16 protein-coding genes and 1 pseudogene are annotated in these 18,184 nt (G+C 38.6%); 10 read left to right on the top strand and 7 right to left on the bottom strand.

The features are described 5' to 3' along the window. From FLK20_RS20895 to FLK20_RS20905, 3 genes are all read left to right on the top strand, one after another. On the top strand, nucleotides 1–239 hold a 239-nt coding region (locus tag FLK20_RS20895), incomplete at its 5' end, for a dihydrofolate reductase family protein (protein ID WP_194165712.1). Nucleotides 240–425: 186 nt separating this feature from the next. Then, nucleotides 426–875 (top strand): DUF1569 domain-containing protein, encoded by a 450-nt coding sequence (locus tag FLK20_RS20900; protein WP_152658533.1) that lies wholly within the window; start codon nucleotides 426–428, stop codon nucleotides 873–875. Between the two features lie 47 nt (nucleotides 876–922). Continuing rightward, nucleotides 923–2,896, top strand: a complete 1,974-nt coding sequence (locus FLK20_RS20905) for a S9 family peptidase (RefSeq protein WP_152658534.1) — start codon at nucleotides 923–925, stop codon at nucleotides 2,894–2,896. A 518-nt stretch (nucleotides 2,897–3,414) separates the two neighbouring features. Here the strand turns inward: FLK20_RS20905 and FLK20_RS20910 are convergent. Beyond that, the gene (locus FLK20_RS20910) at nucleotides 3,415–4,899 is read right to left on the bottom strand and encodes an alkaline phosphatase family protein (RefSeq protein WP_152658535.1); all 1,485 of its coding nucleotides are present in this window, start codon (nucleotides 4,897–4,899) and stop codon (nucleotides 3,415–3,417) included. Between the two features lie 1,117 nt (nucleotides 4,900–6,016). Here FLK20_RS20910 and FLK20_RS20920 point away from each other — a divergent pair. Next, on the top strand, nucleotides 6,017–6,406 hold the full coding sequence (locus tag FLK20_RS20920) for a cupredoxin domain-containing protein (RefSeq protein WP_152658537.1): 390 nt from the start codon (nucleotides 6,017–6,019) through the stop codon (nucleotides 6,404–6,406). 262 nt (nucleotides 6,407–6,668) lie between these two features. On the opposite strand, the gene FLK20_RS20925 is transcribed toward FLK20_RS20920, so the two are convergent. The 4 genes from FLK20_RS20925 to FLK20_RS20940 all read right to left on the bottom strand — a co-directional run bounded on the left by FLK20_RS20925 (nucleotide 6,669) and on the right by FLK20_RS20940 (nucleotide 9,987). Beyond that, entirely contained in the window at nucleotides 6,669–7,244 is a 576-nt protein-coding gene (locus FLK20_RS20925) for a Uma2 family endonuclease (RefSeq protein ID WP_227995241.1), read from the bottom strand. A gap of 93 nt (nucleotides 7,245–7,337) precedes the next feature. Continuing rightward, entirely contained in the window at nucleotides 7,338–8,381 is a 1,044-nt protein-coding gene (locus FLK20_RS20930) for a YkvI family membrane protein (protein ID WP_152658538.1), read from the bottom strand. A 54-nt stretch (nucleotides 8,382–8,435) separates the two neighbouring features. Continuing rightward, on the bottom strand, nucleotides 8,436–8,900 hold the full coding sequence (locus FLK20_RS20935; protein ID WP_152658539.1) for a CBO0543 family protein: 465 nt from the start codon (nucleotides 8,898–8,900) through the stop codon (nucleotides 8,436–8,438). Next, entirely contained in the window at nucleotides 8,821–9,987 is a 1,167-nt protein-coding gene (locus FLK20_RS20940) for a DUF2515 domain-containing protein (protein ID WP_152658540.1), read from the bottom strand. Before FLK20_RS20940 ends, FLK20_RS20935 begins: the two co-directional genes overlap by 80 nt. A gap of 84 nt (nucleotides 9,988–10,071) precedes the next feature. Between FLK20_RS20940 and shc the strand changes: the two genes are divergently transcribed. Both shc and FLK20_RS20950 read left to right on the top strand, forming a co-directional pair. Next, nucleotides 10,072–11,949 (top strand): squalene--hopene cyclase, encoded by a 1,878-nt coding sequence (shc, locus tag FLK20_RS20945; RefSeq protein WP_152658541.1) that lies wholly within the window; start codon nucleotides 10,072–10,074, stop codon nucleotides 11,947–11,949. Nucleotides 11,950–12,403: 454 nt separating this feature from the next. Continuing rightward, nucleotides 12,404–13,807: a DHA2 family efflux MFS transporter permease subunit gene (locus tag FLK20_RS20950; protein WP_152658542.1), complete on the top strand. Its 1,404-nt coding sequence runs from the start codon at nucleotides 12,404–12,406 to the stop codon at nucleotides 13,805–13,807. A gap of 106 nt (nucleotides 13,808–13,913) precedes the next feature. Here the strand turns inward: FLK20_RS20950 and FLK20_RS22055 are convergent. Together FLK20_RS22055 and FLK20_RS20960 are read right to left on the bottom strand one after the other, a co-directional pair. Beyond that, nucleotides 13,914–14,018, bottom strand: a pseudogene (locus tag FLK20_RS22055) (Uma2 family endonuclease); the annotation flags it as partial. A gap of 118 nt (nucleotides 14,019–14,136) precedes the next feature. After that, nucleotides 14,137–14,571, bottom strand: coding sequence for a CBS domain-containing protein (locus tag FLK20_RS20960; RefSeq protein ID WP_152658543.1), 435 nt, complete (start codon nucleotides 14,569–14,571; stop codon nucleotides 14,137–14,139). Between the two features lie 433 nt (nucleotides 14,572–15,004). Between FLK20_RS20960 and FLK20_RS20965 the strand changes: the two genes are divergently transcribed. From FLK20_RS20965 to FLK20_RS20980, 4 genes are all read left to right on the top strand, one after another. Then, on the top strand, nucleotides 15,005–15,781 hold the full coding sequence (locus FLK20_RS20965; protein ID WP_152658544.1) for a hypothetical protein: 777 nt from the start codon (nucleotides 15,005–15,007) through the stop codon (nucleotides 15,779–15,781). Nucleotides 15,782–15,832: 51 nt separating this feature from the next. Beyond that, nucleotides 15,833–16,087: a CGNR zinc finger domain-containing protein gene (locus tag FLK20_RS20970; protein ID WP_227995242.1), complete on the top strand. Its 255-nt coding sequence runs from the start codon at nucleotides 15,833–15,835 to the stop codon at nucleotides 16,085–16,087. Between the two features lie 423 nt (nucleotides 16,088–16,510). Continuing rightward, the gene (locus FLK20_RS20975) at nucleotides 16,511–16,810 is read left to right on the top strand and encodes a hypothetical protein (protein WP_152658545.1); all 300 of its coding nucleotides are present in this window, start codon (nucleotides 16,511–16,513) and stop codon (nucleotides 16,808–16,810) included. Between the two features lie 114 nt (nucleotides 16,811–16,924). Continuing rightward, nucleotides 16,925–17,452 (top strand): putative periplasmic lipoprotein, encoded by a 528-nt coding sequence (locus FLK20_RS20980; protein WP_152658546.1) that lies wholly within the window; start codon nucleotides 16,925–16,927, stop codon nucleotides 17,450–17,452. Nucleotides 17,453–18,184 lie beyond the last annotated feature (732 nt).

Below are 18,184 nucleotides of genomic sequence, written 5' to 3' on the forward strand. Positions count from 1 at the left end.
AGCTTAAGGTGGCATCGGGAAAAGAAATCAGTGTGGGTGGTGCAACGCTGGCACAGAGCTTCATCGATCTCGATCTGATTGACGAATATCGGGTTATAGTCTATCCGACTCTGCTGGGTGGTGGCAAGCCGATGTTTGGGGATCTCACCCGCCAGGTCGATCTGAGCCTCGTTGAGAGCCGGAGCTTTGCTTCGGGTGTCGTCGTACTGATCTATCGACCAACCAACAGAGAGGTGTAAAGTATGTTCTGTACTGCCGGGACAGCACTTAATTTAGACCAAATTAACAGGGCAGGTTTGTCTGATCTGCCTATTTATGATTTCAGCGATTAAAGAGTACCTGTGGATTAGTGGATAATCAGCCCCTGTTGGTTCTGAACATTGCTTTCCCAAGAAAGACTACAGAATATACAAGGAGACAAACAAATGAAAAATATTTTTATTCCATTACATACAGAGGAAATTTTAGAACGCATTGATAAATTAAACCCAAATTCAAGAGCCCAATGGGGGAAAATGGATGTTGCTCAAATGTTAGCTCATTGCTCAGCGTTCCAGGACATTGCAATGGGAAATTCTCTTCCAAAGAGAGGCTGGTTAGGAATATTCATAGGACGGTTTGTGAAGCCGATTTTTTATAATGATAAGCCGGCAGCCCACAATATGTCCACTATACCGACCATTTTGATTACAGCTGAAAAAGATTTTGAAGCAGAAAAAGAAAAGCTGAAACAAAAAATTATTAAGTTCCAACAGAATGGACTGGAGAAATGTACCACTCATCCCCATGCTTTTTTCGGCAAACTTACTCCTGAGCAATGGGGGAAGGGGATTTACAAGCACCTTGATCATCATTTAAGACAGTTTGGCGTTTAGTGGAGTAAAGTAAATTACTAGGCATTACGAGGGGGCTCTTAAAGAAAATGAATGAAAAAACATTTCTAAGTATAGAAGAAATTATCTCATTACCAGCCTTATCAGATACGAACATAAGTGATGACGGAAAAAACGTGGCATTTGTCAAAAAGACAACTGACTGGAAAGACAATAAATACAGGAATCATGTTTGGATATATGAAAAGGATAAGGGGCAGAGTTTCCCGGTAACAGCGGAGAATACAGATAGTACATATCCATTATGGTCCCCGGATTCTAAAAATATCGCATACCTTAGCCTGGCTGGTGATGGGGATAAGAAAAATCAGATCTTTGTTAAGTCAATAGATGGCTATAGCAGTGTTCAAATTACGGATGAGAAAGAAGGGGTCAGTAAATTTAAATGGGATCCTGCCGGTAAGGGCTTTTATTATGCTGCACCGTCAAAAGAATCTGAGGCGATAAAGAAACGTAAGGAACTATATGGAGATTTTCAGCGTATAGGTAAGGACTACCAGAATGATTGTTTATATTACGTTGATATAGAAAAAGTAAAACAAAAGGCTAAACATGAACATGAAAATAGCGCTGTTTATCAACTAACGGATGGTAAAAATTTTCATATCCATGAATTTGATGTTTCAAATGATGGTAAAAAGATTGTATTTATGGCTGCACCAAGCTCACATATGGAAGATTATATTAATGGGGATATATACATATTGGATATGAATACCGGAGAGCTGTACAAGCTGAACATAGATAAGCTGCTGGGAGAGAGCGTTTGCTTTTCTCCAGAAGGCAGCAAAATATGCTACTCAGCAAGTATAAGGGAGAAGGATTACTACAAGACCCACATACAAGAAAATACATTGGAGATATATGATATTACTAATGGAGAGGTAATGCAGCCTTTAACAGAGTTTGATAGTACGGTTACTCCCTTACGATGGACAGCCAAAGGGATATTAATTAAATGGCAGGATAAAACGAATTATCCTATTGGGCTGTTATCTGAGAACGGCACGGTGGAAATACTGGGTGAAAAAGAAGATGGCTTTATACTGGATGCTTCTATAACAAGGGACGGAAATCATATATCCTATAATAAGGCTATCATAAATGAAACCTTTGAAATTTATTTGAACGATAAAAAAATAACAGATGAAAATAGCTTTTTCAAAGGAAAGCTGAAAAGTCACAGGGAAATAATCTCATGGCAGAGTAGTGATGGCCTTAAAATAGAGGGTGTTCTATCAACCCCGGCAGAGTTTGACACAAATAAAAAATACCCTTTACTTGTGGTAATTCATGGTGGTCCGACCTGGGCATCCTTTCCAATATTTTCGGACTGCTTTAATGAGAAATATCCGATTGAACAGTTTATTGATAAAGGCTTTATCGTTTTAGAGCCTAACTATAGGGGAAGCTCTGGCTATGGTAATGAATTCTTGAAAGCAAACTATCGAAAACTGGGAATAGCTGACTACGATGATGTTATTTCTGGAGTAGATAAGCTGGTTGATGAAGGAATTGTTGATAAAGATAGCGTAGGAGTGATGGGCTGGAGCAACGGGGGATATATATCAGCCTTCTGTTCTACGTTTAGCAGCAGATTTAAAGCTATTTCTGTTGGGGGTGGAATTACTAATTGGAGGGCTAATTATGTAAATACAGACATCCCTTACTTTATCAGGACGTATTTAGGAAATACTCCGTGGAATGATCCGGAGATATATGCTGAAACATCGCCAATGACATATATTAAATCAGCTAACACCCCCACCTTAATCCAGCATGGCGAAATAGATGCAAGAGTTCCAGTTGTAAATGCTTATGAGTTATATCAAGGATTAAGAGACATGGAGGTTGATGCAGAATTAATTATATTTAAGGGGATGGCATATAGCCCTGAGCAGCCGGGGGTTAAACTGGCTATTATGAAGCAGAATTTAATGTGGTTTTCGCACTATATTCTTGGAGAAAGTATGAAGGATCTTAGTTTTTTGATTAATAAATAGATAATCTTGCAAAATATATAAGGTTTATATAGGCAAAGTTAGTTGAATGGAAAAATAGATTTTGAGCAATCGAGAAGAAGCTTTTGATGATTATAAGTGATACATTTGGGTTACAAATCTTAACACTATGTATGCTGCTAAAGATAGAAGTGAAATCAGGTATTTAGAAGTTTACCTTTATCCGGTGCTAAATGAAAACAAAGGACAGTTTATGCAAATTAATCCAGAGGTTAACAATATAATCTCTTTACCGAAATTATGCCTATGTGGTAGGAAGTTTCTAAACTTATCAGAAAAGCTGAAGAAACGTATGAAATACTATTCTTAAATCAGGCTTCTGATATTCTTATAGAGTTATCAAACAAAGAATATGAAGCAATGAATTAACTATCGAGAATCAGGTGACTGTAGTGTATATAGAAAAAATAGAATTTAGAGAAATGTGGATTCATGATTACTGGTGAGCAGTGTGTTTTCTAATAATCATGGCGGAGATGTGGAGTAGGGTGAAAAGTTACTTAACTTTTCACCCTACTCGATTTACATTGTTTTAGCAGGAATTCTTTCATATCCACTAGACGAGGGTATGACGGTTTTAAAGTGGTTCCTGAAATCACCAACGGTACAAGCGATTCTTGTCTGTGTAAAGAACCGTGTGCGGCACCAGCCAGATGGAACGGTGTAGATTGGGCTTTAAAATCACAGCCTGGTTTAGCATTAACCACTAGAAAACGTCCTGGATGGGAATGGAGTGCCCCATAAAGTCGGGATAAGGCATCCGGGTAATCCCCATAGGAGAGTTCGTTTTGCTCTGACACATTTAAATCAAGAAGTTCAAGGTTCCCATCTACACTCCATGTTTGCTGATATACATCCGTATAACCTCCGCCTGAGCTATAATGCAATGAACCTGCTTTCATACCGGATCGTACGTGAATAGATGCTTCGTTCTTCCAGGCAATGATATCAATACGATGATCATTCTTTAAGCGGTCTATGACAGCAGACAAGGGAAGATTGTTGTCCAATACATATATATAAGCCATTCGCTGATTTACACATAGAATAAGCTGGTCCTTTTTTTGAACGGGACGCTGAATCTTTGCGATGCGATACGTTTTCAATATTTTTCGCAGATCAATCACGAATTCATGATATCTGGAACCTGTCGGAGCATGCCCATTATCTCCCATAACCATCCATACATTTTGGTTAATTGCTTCTTCCCAGCTTGGATATAGATTTAATGTTTTTTGAATTTCCCGGTCAATACGAGTGATCCCTTTTAAATCCATTGGTCCTTTAAAATGAATGCGAAAGTCCAGATCCTGAAAGATACAAAAAGTAAATACTGGAAGATTATTGTTGCGAATTAAGTGACGAAGTTCCCGGGCAGTATATTTATTATTTCCAGCAGCGATTTGTGTCGGGAAACTCCACCGTCGAAGTTTAGAGAAAACACCTAGTGAAAATGTCGGTGTTGTCTTAGTCGTCCATTCCCCATCTTCAAAACGGGTTAACGTGCTTAGCAGCCGGGGCACGTGCAGTCGTTTTGGAGTATTTCCACGATAGACGAACGAATTGATGGAAGCAGAAGGAATGCCCATATTAGCCAATTCTTCGTAGATTGTCATCACATCCCCACTTAAATGTTCGTTATTCAGCTGATAAAGCATGTTATGGATGGATCGCCTTAGACCTAACCTGTTTGTTTCCCTGAAACCCGTTCCGTAATTAATGATCTCCTTTTTAGAATCATCGAACCAGTTTAATCCGGGAATATGGTGTTTATCTGCATATGTCCCTGTTAGGACTGTGCTGTCAATTGTTACAGACATTGTCGGAAACGAACTGACCATATTAGGTATATAGGTGCCGTTTTCCATTAAAAATTGCAAAGCAGGAGCTCGTCCTGTCTGTACAGCTATTTCCAGTGGCTGGGGCATTAGTGAGTCAATATTTAATAAAATTACTGGCTTTTGCAATGATGTATTTTGGTTCATATTATTTCATCCTTAACTATAATACTCTCCCTGTAAAAATCAGGAGAAAAGTTTATACACATTCCGTTTTACACAAGTTTAACTTTTTTCAAGTAGTATTTATTTTAACTCAAAAAATTATATTTATTCTTGTTTTAGGGAGAACGTACTTTAACTAGTTGCTTGAGAAACAATTATCAGAAGAAGGAAAAAATGGGTGGAGTGATTTTCTTATGGGTTGAAAATTTGCATTTCTTAATGATACACAAAAAGCCCATTTAAAACATACTTTGGTAAAAAGTTAAGGAAAAGGAGCAATGTTCACTATGTATTTTTATCGACAATGTCCACAAGGTCATTATCCGTATACGATTCAGCCAGGTGATACCCTTAACTACATTGCATTTAGACTAGAGAAAAGCGTTTCGAGAATTATAGGAGCTAATCCGGGAATAGATCCGTATAACCTAAGAGTGGGTCAAGTAATCTGTATCCCCGCATGTCCGCCAAACCATAGAACGGTTATTATTCAAACTGGCGACACGCTTTACCAAATTTCACAGAAATACGGCGTAACAATAGATAGTATTCTAGAAGCAAATCCAAGTGTTGATCCAAACTATCTCAGAGTTGGACAGCGAATTTGCATTCCGACTGCTTGTGCGGGGAGATAGAGAAATGGAACTAATAGTGCGTGTTCAAAAAGTCGGATAAAAAGAACCAAGAAGTTCAAGGCGACGTGATTTTTACGAATGGGCTTTCACACGATGTGATGATTTCTGTGTTGTCCATAAGGACGTGGACGGTCTTAACAGAAGTTCCCCTATGCTTTTAAATACGTGAGTATCGGAAAAATCACGTCAACGTAGAAATTCGACGTGTTATTTTTGTTGGACTTTTTTGAACATCCTCTAAAAACTCACACCTTGAATTCAAGGTGTGAGTTCATTTGTGAATAGAAGTACTAAACAGAACCTATTCCCATTTTGCTTCTCTTTATTAATCCTTCTTCTGGTAGTGGTCATAAACTACCTCTTTTGCTGAATGGAGAAAAACAGTAACAGTTGTTTTCCTGAAATATATCGTGATAATTTGTTGCAAATTGAAGAAAATAGTGTGAGGAAAGGAGGGATTACAAATGCCTGTAAAAAATTGGTTGAAAGGATTAGCTGGTTTACTTGCGATAATCATGGCTATTTCTATTCCAGGTCCACTAAATGTGTTTGCAACATCTGGAGTTGAAACACAACCTATGGATACGGTAAATGAGATTGTGGTTGAGTTAAACGATGATTACTTTAATCCAGACATGATTACTATTTCCAATGGAAAAACGACAAAGCTGCTATTGAAAAATGTAGGAAAAAAAGAACATACCTTCACCGTGGAAAAGCTTGGTATTGACGTCGAAGTCCAGCCAGGAAAAGAGAAAACCATCACCGTAAAGCCGGAAAAGACCGGTACTTATGAATTGATATGTCGATTCCATCAACAGGAAGGAATGGTTGGAGAAGTAATCGTAGAATAAAAGCAGCGTCCACACGTTCTTTCTTTTTGTTTGTTTATCAAGGTTCTTAGTATCAATTTGATTAAACTTTATTCCAAAGCTACAATGTGTTATTGAGTGACAATAAAGTTGTTTAAAAATTATGCGCGTTCAATTATACTAAAGCAAATCGAACACGCATTTTTTATATATTCCGTGGACATAAATTACCTTAGCTGTTGCTATGAGATAAATATTAAACCAAACAGCGAGATATTTGCTGTTGTTTGGTCACTTTTATTATTTAATCAAAAAACAAAATTTTAGTTTCGATTTTAAAGTTTTCAAATAATCTGGAAGTCGCTTTCTCGTTCTCGCTGACTAAATCAAATTGCACCTCTCCATTTTCATCAAGCGTATATATCATGATACGTTTTTCCATAGGATCAACAATCCAATATTCCTTCACGCCATATTCCATATAAAGATTTAGCTTTCTTGCTAAGTCGTGGGATTTATTTGATGGACTTAATATTTCAATGATGAAATCGGGTGCTCCGATATATTCATTTTCAGTGAAGTTTTCGGGATGACATGTCACAAATAAGTCAGGGACAATCCTTTTATTTTTATTATGATCATTCTCGTTATGTTCAAACAAGACATCCGTTGGTGCAGAAAACACTTCACAGCTGCTATTTTTTAATACATGATGAAGTTCTCCGTGAAGAAAAGAAGATATCCTATGATGTTTTATGCTTGGAGAGGGAGACATGTAAATAATTCCATCAATATATTCTAAAATTTCATCGGTTTGCTGTTGTTGCTCTTCGAATTCTTCATAGGTGTTGAAATTTTTATCTGTAAAACTCAGGTTCAATCACCATCCTTATTTGAATTATAAGAGAATTCTTATTAAAAATAAAATGATACACCTATTAGTTTACTCCCGAATAAAAGAATTTATTTAAGCCTATTTACCAGGCATTTTTCTAATTAACAACCACAACAGAAAGAACAACCCTAGATAACCAAACAACGGATACAATACCGACAGTAATTTTCCATATCCCACCTGACTGATTAAAAAGACGACAGACAGGATCAGCAGGACAGCATGCTGATAACGAAGATGGAATGCCGACTGCAGCTGGCGTGTAATTCCAAACACATTCCCAACGACCGTATTGAAAATCTCGCCGTAAATAACGACTAAGAACAGGACGTGAATCAGCGTTCCAAAATGTTGGACGATCTCGGCCATCGGAATTTCATAAAGAAATGTTTCCGGAAAAACGGATAATGAAAAATGAATCGCCACCAGGAGGAAAAATAAAGCCAGTCCACCCCAAAGCCCGCCCCAGCGTAAGATATGCTCATCCTGAATCTCCTTTCCCAATGGTACAAGGACAACCTGTGCTGTCATCAGATTAAATGCTGCATAGGCAAAAGGGGAACCTGCCCATGAAAGGTTGTCCGATAACTGAACAGGAAGGAGTTTTTCTGCCAGCAAATGCGGATGCTCGCCTGCGATAGAGCCAGCTACAAACAGGACGAAAAGAATCATTAATGGCACAATGTAGGAGTTGATCGCAAATAGTCCATTTAACCCTTTCATTACGACGATATAAGAGAGAATAAGTGTAATAATAATTCCCATTTGAAACGGAAGGCCAAGCTGTTCATAAAATACAGCCCCAGCCCCTGAGAGCATGACGGAAGTGACACCAATAACGACGATGAAAATAAAAAGATTAACCACTCTGGCAATGCTTCTGCCGAATAGATATTCATTTAATTCCTGATAAGAATAAGCTCCGATGCGGGCAGATATAATCATTATTTTGGTTCCAATCAGAATAAACAACAGTCCGCTGATTGCAATGCCAATGGTCCCTAAAGCCCCATAGACACTAAAAAACGTGACAATTTCTTTCCCTGATGAAAAACCTGCCCCGATAACCGTTCCAACATATGTAGCTGCTAACAGCAATATAGAAATTTTTCGATTTCTCATTACGCCACCTCTTCATCATTTCTATGATAATGGAGGCATGGAAAGACCAGCTTTTCAAATTTTAACCCGAAAAAAGCGGAAAATGCTCCAAACAACGATGAGGAACAGCATATAACCAAAAAAAGAATAAGCATGATTCCAAGCTGGATGATGATTAAGCCATCCCAGCTGTTCAGCGGTTTTTTCAATAAAAATGACTGCTGTACTAACTGTAAGGACCATCATACACCGCGGGAGAAACAGCATTCGATTGGCAACGTACAAAAATAGAATGACGGAGACAGGAAGGATTAGCAGTGTAAATGCAATATTAACCGTAAATATATCCGGGAAAAGTCGCATAGGAAAGTGATACATGCCGATGCCAACAAAAAATAAATCTAAGTAAGTCCCAATGATGGAAGAAAAGAGAGCTGCTATGATATATGCCTGCCATTCGTTATTCTTCTCTGAGAAAGATTGCCTTTTTTGCGATGATGACAAGCTCGATTTTTTCCATTGCTTTGCAGTATTTTTCATAGATTTCCCCACCTGTATTTTTTTCGTCCTTTACTAAATAATCAATCACACTTAGATCGTCAAACCAGTCACCTTTTTCTGCAGGAGAGTGGTCAACGTTTTTCCAAGCGTATTTCAATGGAGGGCTGTAGATTCGAGGAGCTCCTTTTTTACGTCCACAATGCTTTGTTCTTCGCCGGTATACCGTACCTGGAGCAGATTCATTCACAGAATGAAACAGATCCTTCCAATAATCTGCTCTGGAGCCTGTATGTGGGTGCCTGCTCGCCCATGCCAGGACATCTTGTAAGACAGATACTTGTTGAAAAAGGACGGCATATAAACGTTTCCCTAACATGATCCGCTCATGGAGAGAGCCGAAATGGTACAGCGTATCGCCGATCAATGCCGGTTTCTTCCCTGTTTCTTCATGTGGATAAAGCGGGAAAATAACATGATTAAAACGTAAAAAATCATATAGTTTAAAACCTAATGTATCTAATACGGTTTCTTTAAAATGAGCATGATGAATCACCCTTTTTTCTAAATAGCTTTGCTCATTAATAATGGTTGCAATGGCTAACAGATAGCGGTCACCATGCTCCCAGAAATGCTTCCATACTACTTCCATAAATATAGAGACATTCAAGAAAGGAAGAAGGTGAAAAAGACTTCTATTCATCCGTACACTTTGCTGATACAGCAATAATTGCGGATAAACATCCTGAAATATTAACCAGTTACCCCGCTCTAAAAATAGATAGAAGTTATTTTGTTCTTTTTCAGATAGCAACCGTGTCAGGAGGTCACCCTTCAAATCGGTCATGTTCCAGCCGCCATTTCGTGATACCATATGCCCTAAGAAAGCCCAATGGATTTCTGGATGCTGTATATAAAAATCGAAGTACGCCTGTGTGCGGGTTACATTATTTTTATTCCATTTATTTGTTATTTGATGGATGCTGTGAATTAATACCCTTTCCATTTTGGGCAGCATGTTTACAGATAGGGCATTTGCTTTTGGGTTTCTTTTATTTTTCAGTTCTTTTTTTATATCAAGAATAGATTTTTCGTACCTTTTTATCTTTTTGAAACAGCCAAACGTCATCCAGCCCCCTCCTTACTTAAGGAATATGCTTGCATCGTGGGGCATATGTATAGGAAAAACGGTTCTTATAAGAGAGGTTTTCTGATGAAAGAAAAGGTAGATACAGAAATAAATCGTCTGGTTGACAGGCTTACAAAAGATCAAAAGCTTGACGGATCCTGGTCGTATCCCTTTGAAACCGGCATTTCAACAGATTGTTATATGATTATCCTCTTGCGTACATTGGAAATGAATGAGGAGGATTTAATCGATGCGCTGGTAAGCAGAATCCTTCGTAAACAAAAGAAAAATGGCGCCTGGAAAATATTTTACGATGAAGCGGGAGGGAATCTCACGGCGACAGTGGAGGCCTGTTATGCACTCCTTTACTCCGGCCGCCGAAAAAAAGAAGATCTGGAGATACGTTTAGCCACAAGATTTATCCAGCAGCATGGCGGGTTAAAAGAAATCAATATGTTTGCAAAAGTTATGCTAGCTTTGACAGGGCAATACAAATGGCCGCGTTATCTTCCTGTTCCAGTTAAATTTATTCTTTTTCCGGTTTCCTTTCCACTTAATATATTTGACTTATCTTTGTATGCACGATCCAATTTAATCCCTATATTAATAACTGCAGATTATAAATTCAGCCGGAAAACAAAGCGTTCGCCCGATTTGTCTGATTTATTTTTACAACGGGGAGATGACGGCGATTGGGGAAAGGAGTTAAACAGTTGGCACTACTTTGCCACTCCATTCCAACGAGGGATTGGCAATCTGACAGGGCTGCCGGAACAGCTTCGTGAACTAGCCTTACAGCGTGCTGAGGAGTATATGTTAAACCGGACGGAGTCAGATGGCACATTTTATAGTTATTTCAGTGCCACATTTTTGATGATATTTGCCTTGATGGCCAGAGGTTATTCAAAAAAGAACCCTGTTATTACCAAAGCTGTGGAGGGGCTGAAATCGTTTAAAACCAGCATTGGCAAGCAAACGCATATGCAGTATACGACGGCAAACGTCTGGAATACTGCTCTGATTAGTCATGCTCTGCAAAAGGCTGGAGTACCCTCCTCCGCAGCGGCAATTAACAAGGCAAATCAATATTTGCTGAAGCGGCAACAGATGAAATACGGCGATTGGAGTATCCATAATCAAAACGTGATACCTGGCGGATGGGGGTTCTCTAATATCAATACGTTTAACCCTGATTTGGATGATACAACGGCTGCGTTACGATCTATTCGTTCTTTTGCCCGTAAAAAACCTGTCTATCGCCAAGCTTGGGACCGGGGGATTCAATGGGCCGTCTCCATGCAGAATGATGATGGAGGCTGGCCAGCTTTTGAGAAAAACGTGGATAATACATTACTTTCCTGGCTGCCGATTGAAGGCGGAGGATCGATGCTGCTGGATCCATCCACGGCAGATTTGACGGGGAGGACATTGGAGTTTTTCGGAAATGATACACATACCGATACGTATCAGCCTTTTATGAAACGTGGTGTGAAGTGGCTTCTGCAAAATCAGGAAAAGGATGGCTCCTGGTATGGCAGATGGGGGATTTGTTATATATACGGAACTTGGGCTGCTATTACGGGATTAGCAGCAGCTAAAACACGTAACAATCACCCGCAGGTCCAAAAAGCGATCCAATGGTTGTATGCCACTCAAAACCAGGATGGCGGCTGGGGAGAATCTTGTAAAAGCGATATAGAGAAGAAGTTTGTCCCATTAAAGGAAAGTACGCGTACACATACCGCATGGGCAATAGATGCATTAATTGCTGCGGAAGAAAAAGCAACGCCTGAGATCGAGCGGGGGATTTTATATTTGCTTGAGACTTCCAGCAAAGATGATTGGACAACAGCCTACCCAAAGGGGCAGGGGCTGCCGGGAGGGTTTTATATTCACTATCATAGCTATGAATACTTGTTTCCATTGCTAGCTTTGGCGAATTATCGGGAGAAGTTTTGTTGAGGGAGGATGTTTAAAAAGTCTGCAAATGATAAAGGGCAGGGTAATGGTCTTTTACTAAGAATGCCCATGTCGGTGTGTCAAGAGTAGCGGTTATCACAACTTGAAAGAAGCAAATGCACGTGGCTTTTTCGATGGGGATGGAACTGGAATTATTCGTCCCATTAAAAATCGTTGGCTGTTTTATTCATCAAAAGCATCATCTTCTTTTATAACTATTTCATGTATAGCTTTATTGGGATAAGGGTCGAAACTCATAAGAAGCCTGTTTTAATAATGGTTAATGCCCGTGTCGAGCGATTGATTGGCGATGGAGCTTTAATAGATTTCTTGCCATAGCAGGAAAAGAATAGCTGATGCAGGGTAAAAATACAGCAACTTCGCCTTTGAAATGTTTCGCTTCCCGAAGGACTCTGCTATACTATGAAGTAGTTAGGTAAGGAGAGTTGGAATTGAAATGACAGATGAAGAACGACAAAAGATTAATAGAATTCCTTTAATGCTCGTACTTATATCCGGTGCGTTTGTAGCTATTTTGAATCAAACCCTGCTGGCTACCGCGCTTCCGCATATAATGAATGATTTGAATGTGGATGCCAACAGGGCGCAATGGCTGCAGTCGATCTTTATGCTTGTAAATGGGGTTATGATTCCCATCAGTGCTTTTTTGATTGAACGGTTTACGACAAGAGGTTTATTTATAACAGCGATGGGATTATTTTCTTTTGGGACACTAATCTGTGCCCTGGCTCCAACCTTTGAAATGCTGCTTGCAGGTCGTGTTTTCCAAGCTTCCGGGGCAGGAATCATGATGCCATTAATGATGACAATCCTTTTTCTCGTTTATCCTGTCGGAAGCCGCGGGAAAGCAATGGGATATTTTGGACTGGTTATTGCATTTGCGCCGGCTATCGGTCCGACCTTGTCAGGGTATCTGGTTGAAAATTTCCATTGGAGCAGCTTGTTTTATGTTGTACTGCCAATTGCGATTATGGATTTGATTATTGCCTATTTTATCCTGAAAAATATCACGAAACAAACATTTCCGAAAGTGGATATTCTGTCCATTATTTTATCTACGCTTGGATTCGGTGGGCTGTTATATGGTTTCAGTATCGCGGGAAATATAGGATGGATGGCAACGGGGACAATTACCTCGCTTATTGTCGGGGCTATAACGGTGACGATATTTATTTACAGACAGCTGCATATGAAAATACCTATTTTGAATTTCCGGATATTCCGCTACAAAACATTTACGTTAGCCACTTCGATTGGAATGATTTCCTTTTTATCCATGATTGGCGGTGCCATTATTCTGCCGATTTATATGCAGAATATGCTGGGCTTTACTGCGCTTGAATCAGGGCTGATGCTGCTTCCGGGTGCAATATTAATGGGCATCATGAACCCGGTTAATGGTACCTTGTTTGATAGATTTGGCGGGAGATGGCTGCTTACGATCGGTTCTTTTGGAGTCGTTATTACTACGTTTATGTTTACAAACCTCGATGATTCTACATCCTTTCTTTATTTGACCGCTGTCAACGCATTTCGGATGCTATTCATTTCCATGATTATGATGCCTTCCACGACAGCAGGGTTAAATGCTTTGCCGGAAGAAGTACTTCCGCATGGCACGGCAATGAATAACACATTAAGGCAAATAGCCGGCGCTGTCGGAACAGCGATGCTTGTGTCGGTAATGACCTATCAGGCAATCCCCGGAGAAGGTATAGCTGGAGAAATACATGGTGTAAATGTATCCTTTACGGTGGCTTCTATTATAGGTGCAGCCGGATTTGTTACTTCTTTGTTTATCAGGGATACGAAACATGTTGAGCAGGCTGGAGGTGAGTAGGAATAACGGTAAAGAAGGTCTTTGTAGAGCTTTTAATGCTATAAACTAATTTTTAAAAGCAGAAAGAGATAATACTTGATAAGAAATGATGTGAAGAAGGCGTATTATATTCTTTAACATCAGCTTTTTCATAATAATTTCGTTTTAATAATCGATCATTTCGAGCTGTGCTTGGGAATAGGACTTCAACAATAAGATCTGGAGAACCACATTTTTGATTTCGTCATTTATTTTTATTTATAAAATAATGGCTACTTCCATTATAAAAGTTAGCACAGTTCTGGACAGGGGCTGTGCTAACTTTTATTGTCTCAAAAAGAATCTTTACATTAGTCTTGTGGTTCTGAGGGAGTTGAGATATTCTGTAATGCCTGTTCTGCCTCGTTGGCATATTGATTACTTTCTGCCAGATCTCCTAAGGCAACCATTCCAACTATTTGTCCGTTTTCGGTTATCGGCAACCGGCGAATTTGTTGCTGTGCCATTAATTCTGCTGCTTGATGAACATCCATATCAGGGGTACCTTGCACAATTTGCTGTGCTGTCATAACCTGTGATACTGGTGTTTGAGCATCTTCTCCTTGTGCTGTCGTACGAAGGGAAATATCGCGATCCGTTACAATTCCAACCATTTGTCCACTGTTATTTATTACCGGTATAGATCCAATATTATATTGACTCATTAACGCTGCTGCTTCCTGTGCGGTTTGTGTTTCGTTAACTGTAAAAACATTCGATGTCATGATATCTCTTAGTTGTGCCATGAAATTACCTCCAACTTACCATTTTTCTTCTATTACGGATAACCGTCCGTAAAACTCCCGTTTAATGAAGTTTCGTATTATATGATGAGGAATATGAATGAAAGTATTAGTGGTAACTTTTTCCGTTTTAATCAAACATTTGATTAATCTAAAATTTGATATAAAGTGAAGCTTCGTTCAGTGGGGAGAAGAATCTCCATTGAAACGTTAGTACACAAGGACATGACCTGAAGGCCCTTGAACCAATCGGACCGTTTTTGGCTGCCCACTTAGAATTTTTGATCTTCTTCTATTCTTGAAATGGGAGTCACACAGCCAGTTACTCTGCGGTAAATTTAGATGTACGTAAACGGGACAGTTTCGTTCAGCAAGTACAAAAAGGTATAATAGATGAAGAGAAAATGAACTACTTACCGATAGGAGTAAAATGCATATGAAAACTAAATCGGAAAGCCTTCTTTTAAGAAAATTAACCGCAACCTTTGTTACGACCATATTTTTTTCAATGCTATTCGTTTTTGTTTATTTTAATAGTGGATTTGAATTTGCATATCATCGGGGATCCCAATTTATCAGCTGGTTCCTTGTTTATGCTCTGTATATTGGGATGATTATCCTGATTTATGGAAACGTTGTAGCCATGACGATAGAGTGCCTGCAAAGAAAATGGTTTCGTCAACATGATTGGCTGTATGTGCTCATTCTTGGTTTTTTTGGTCTGGTTAACGGGGTGTTATTTCAAGATGGAATGGCTGCCTTATACGGAGCATTAGCCGCCATAATCTATGGGATTTTTGATAAATGGTTATATAGAAGAAAAGAACAGGAAAAGAGCGTTAAACCGTTTTTGATTATACCAGTCGTTTCTATTGTAGTATGTTGGGGTTACTTAGAATTAACCTCTCCTCCGGTGCCTCCGTTTGAAAAAGAGGATGCTGTTGATTTTGCAACGTCTGGTGAAGGAGCGGTAACAGATGAATTTCCCAATTACATTGGACAATGGGAGGGTACGATGGAAGGTTACCAAGTTACAAAAGAAACGGCTGTGGAAGAAATTGGAGATGAAGTTTTTATAGTTACCTTTACAAAGCATTGGAAAAAGGGGGATGAGATGGGTACTTGGACATCCTCTTATAAAGTTGACAGACAAAGCAGGACTCTTCTTTGCATGGAAGGCGATATGCCATCGTATGACACAATCGGTTATTAATATAGAATGAAGCTTTAGGAGATGCTTACGGGATGATGCAATTAGTCCCTGGTGAATGAAAATAAATTTTCATTGGAATTTTTGAATGGTGGAGAAATGTTAGACGGAATGCTGCCACCGATTGTTCAATCTGCCATAGACATTCTTACGTCTGAAAAAGAACTAAGCAGAGTGAAAAAGTGTGAAGGTGATCCATGTGGCTGGCTGTTTTTGGATACAAGCCGCAATCGCAGCAGACGCTGGTGTTCAATGGCAGACTGCGGGAACCGTGCAAAAGCAAAGCGATTTTATCATAATAAAAAATAATAATTTTTAATGTAGCGTTATTTTAATTCAAATGGTACAAATCTACATCTTGGCTGATATTAGCTGAATAAAGAGACTTGAATTAGAAGGCCATTATGATTTTAAAATTTGGGTTGAAAGCCCAAGAGAATGAAGGTTAACCAGAGGTATTGAGCGTAATGGAGAGCAAAAGCGTCCTTTATGGGAAGAACTTTGGATGCAAGCTGAGGAATTATACATGAAGACCCAAAAGCCGATGGATAGAGTCGATTTAATAATTGATGGTACGGGCAGAGATTCTAACATTCGAGATTTAGAAGTTCATGCTATAAAAGTATCAACCTCATTATTTTAAAATAGCTGGAGTGATAAAATAAGAGGAGATTTATACGGTAATCAAATTCGTTTAAACATTTAAATTAGAAAATAGGGTGGTGAGATGAAATGAGGGAGCTATTAGAATTACTCCGCATAGTATTTATTTTTGGAATACTGGGTGCACTGGGCTGGGGAATTGCAGGAAACATTTATAAGATTAATGAAGAAGCGGAAACGTATTCGTGGCTTGGCGCAATAGCCATTTTATTACTACTTTTTGTTTTATATCGGAATAAGTTGCAATTTTCAGGATGGTATCAAGGAAAAGGTAAAGTGAAACTTCCAAAGTCTGTTTCAAGAACACTGATTTTAAGTTCTATTGTGCTGCTCATATCGCCATTTGTATTAGGTTTTTTATTGAACTAACGGCTGCAATTGTTCAAAAAAGCAATTCATTTCCACATTCAAGAGAATTTTTTCAGGGAGGCTGAAACGAATTAGGATAACATTCGTCTAATTTAGTAAAGAGGAGAGGCGCTTATGAAAAAGCTATTCCTTTTTATTCTACTCATTTTTTCTTTAAGTGCGTGCAGCAAAATGGAAACAAATACAATGGAATCGAATCACATAGAGTCTGTTGCAAGGATGCCGGATGACTTTGATTTTTCCGTTCAATTTGGTGTGGGGAAAAATAATGAAATTAATACTGTGGAAGGTACAGTGACGAAGGATTTAATAGCAGATGGAACAGTAACCGCAGAGATGACCTTAACAGAGGAAGAAATGAAAGCTATTTATGAAAAAATGAAAGAAATAAACATAGTCGAAACGAAAGAATTTACTCCTGAACCTGTAAACGGTACGATGTGTATGCAAGAGCCCCATGAAGAAGATGAGTGGAAAATTGCTGTTAACGGAGAAATAATAGTTCATTCTGTTTCCGGGGCTTATTGTGATCCAACTGATGATACGAAGCAATTAATGGAATTACGTAATTATGTATTTAGCGTTGTCAGGGGAAAGGAAGAATACAAAGTGTTATCAAATGCCAGGGGAGGTTATGAATAAAAGGTATATTTCTTTTATGATCCAGCAGGATTGCGGCTGCTTTTGTTATTGAACCAACTTTCAGTGCAGAAATATTTTATGATGCAGTACTACTAGGGAATATTTGTATAATGAATTTTGAGGAAGGTGATTACTTTGAATAATAAAAGTTCTTCAAAGCTGGAAAAGTAGTTGATAGAAAAAATATTTTTGAGGTGGAAGGTAATCTGGAAGCAATGAGATTTTGCAGTATAAAATTGCTTTAGGTATTTTTGATACATTCGTTTGTTTGTTGAATTTATAGAAATTGGAAGAGAAGCATCCTTTAGTAGAGAATTGAAGAGTGAGGGTAAGGATTATTTGGAAGCAACTAATATCCAGGTATTCATAAAAAAGTGAGTAACCTGCCTGTTTTGGTGTGTGAAAGCCAAGTATTGTAAAGTGTGTTCAACTAAGGCATAAACTATGCTGGCATATTTGTCTATATAACCTATACCAAAAGCGGAAAAGGAACTTAACTAAGAGATAGAAGAATGTTGCCATAGCTATCTATTCGCTATAGGCAATAGAAAAAATAAAAAAAGGGTTGATTTTTAGTTTGATAGTATGATATATTTCTTCTTGTGCTTTTAAAAAGCGATAGCGATTAAGAAAGCATTAAAAAAAATTATTGACAATGTTTTTGAAACATGATATATTAGTTTGGTCGCTGCTTTTAAAAACGACAAAGAAATTGCTCTTTGAAAACTGAAC

It is taken from the genome of Oceanobacillus sp. CFH 90083 (assembly GCF_009389585.1).
GTDB lineage: Bacteria > Bacillota > Bacilli > Bacillales > Amphibacillaceae > Oceanobacillus.

Excerpts from the sequence above, each read along its gene's own strand:
- FLK20_RS20905 (WP_152658534.1), top strand. The coding sequence starts at position 923 with ATGAATGAAAAAACATTTCTAAGTATAGAAGAAATTATCTCATTACCA.
- FLK20_RS20975 (WP_152658545.1), top strand. The coding sequence starts at position 16,511 with ATGAGGGAGCTATTAGAATTACTCCGCATAGTATTTATTTTTGGAATA.
- FLK20_RS20900 (WP_152658533.1), top strand. The coding sequence starts at position 426 with ATGAAAAATATTTTTATTCCATTACATACAGAGGAAATTTTAGAACGC.
- FLK20_RS20930 (WP_152658538.1), bottom strand. The coding sequence starts at position 8,381 with ATGAGAAATCGAAAAATTTCTATATTGCTGTTAGCAGCTACATATGTT.
- FLK20_RS20935 (WP_152658539.1), bottom strand. The coding sequence starts at position 8,900 with ATGAAAAATACTGCAAAGCAATGGAAAAAATCGAGCTTGTCATCATCG.
- FLK20_RS20965 (WP_152658544.1), top strand. The coding sequence starts at position 15,005 with ATGAAAACTAAATCGGAAAGCCTTCTTTTAAGAAAATTAACCGCAACC.
- FLK20_RS20940 (WP_152658540.1), bottom strand. The coding sequence starts at position 9,987 with ATGACGTTTGGCTGTTTCAAAAAGATAAAAAGGTACGAAAAATCTATT.
- FLK20_RS20980 (WP_152658546.1), top strand. The coding sequence starts at position 16,925 with ATGAAAAAGCTATTCCTTTTTATTCTACTCATTTTTTCTTTAAGTGCG.
- FLK20_RS20960 (WP_152658543.1), bottom strand. The coding sequence starts at position 14,571 with ATGGCACAACTAAGAGATATCATGACATCGAATGTTTTTACAGTTAAC.
- FLK20_RS20920 (WP_152658537.1), top strand. The coding sequence starts at position 6,017 with ATGCCTGTAAAAAATTGGTTGAAAGGATTAGCTGGTTTACTTGCGATA.
- FLK20_RS20910 (WP_152658535.1), bottom strand. The coding sequence starts at position 4,899 with ATGAACCAAAATACATCATTGCAAAAGCCAGTAATTTTATTAAATATT.
- FLK20_RS20950 (WP_152658542.1), top strand. The coding sequence starts at position 12,404 with ATGACAGATGAAGAACGACAAAAGATTAATAGAATTCCTTTAATGCTC.
- shc (WP_152658541.1), top strand. The coding sequence starts at position 10,072 with ATGAAAGAAAAGGTAGATACAGAAATAAATCGTCTGGTTGACAGGCTT.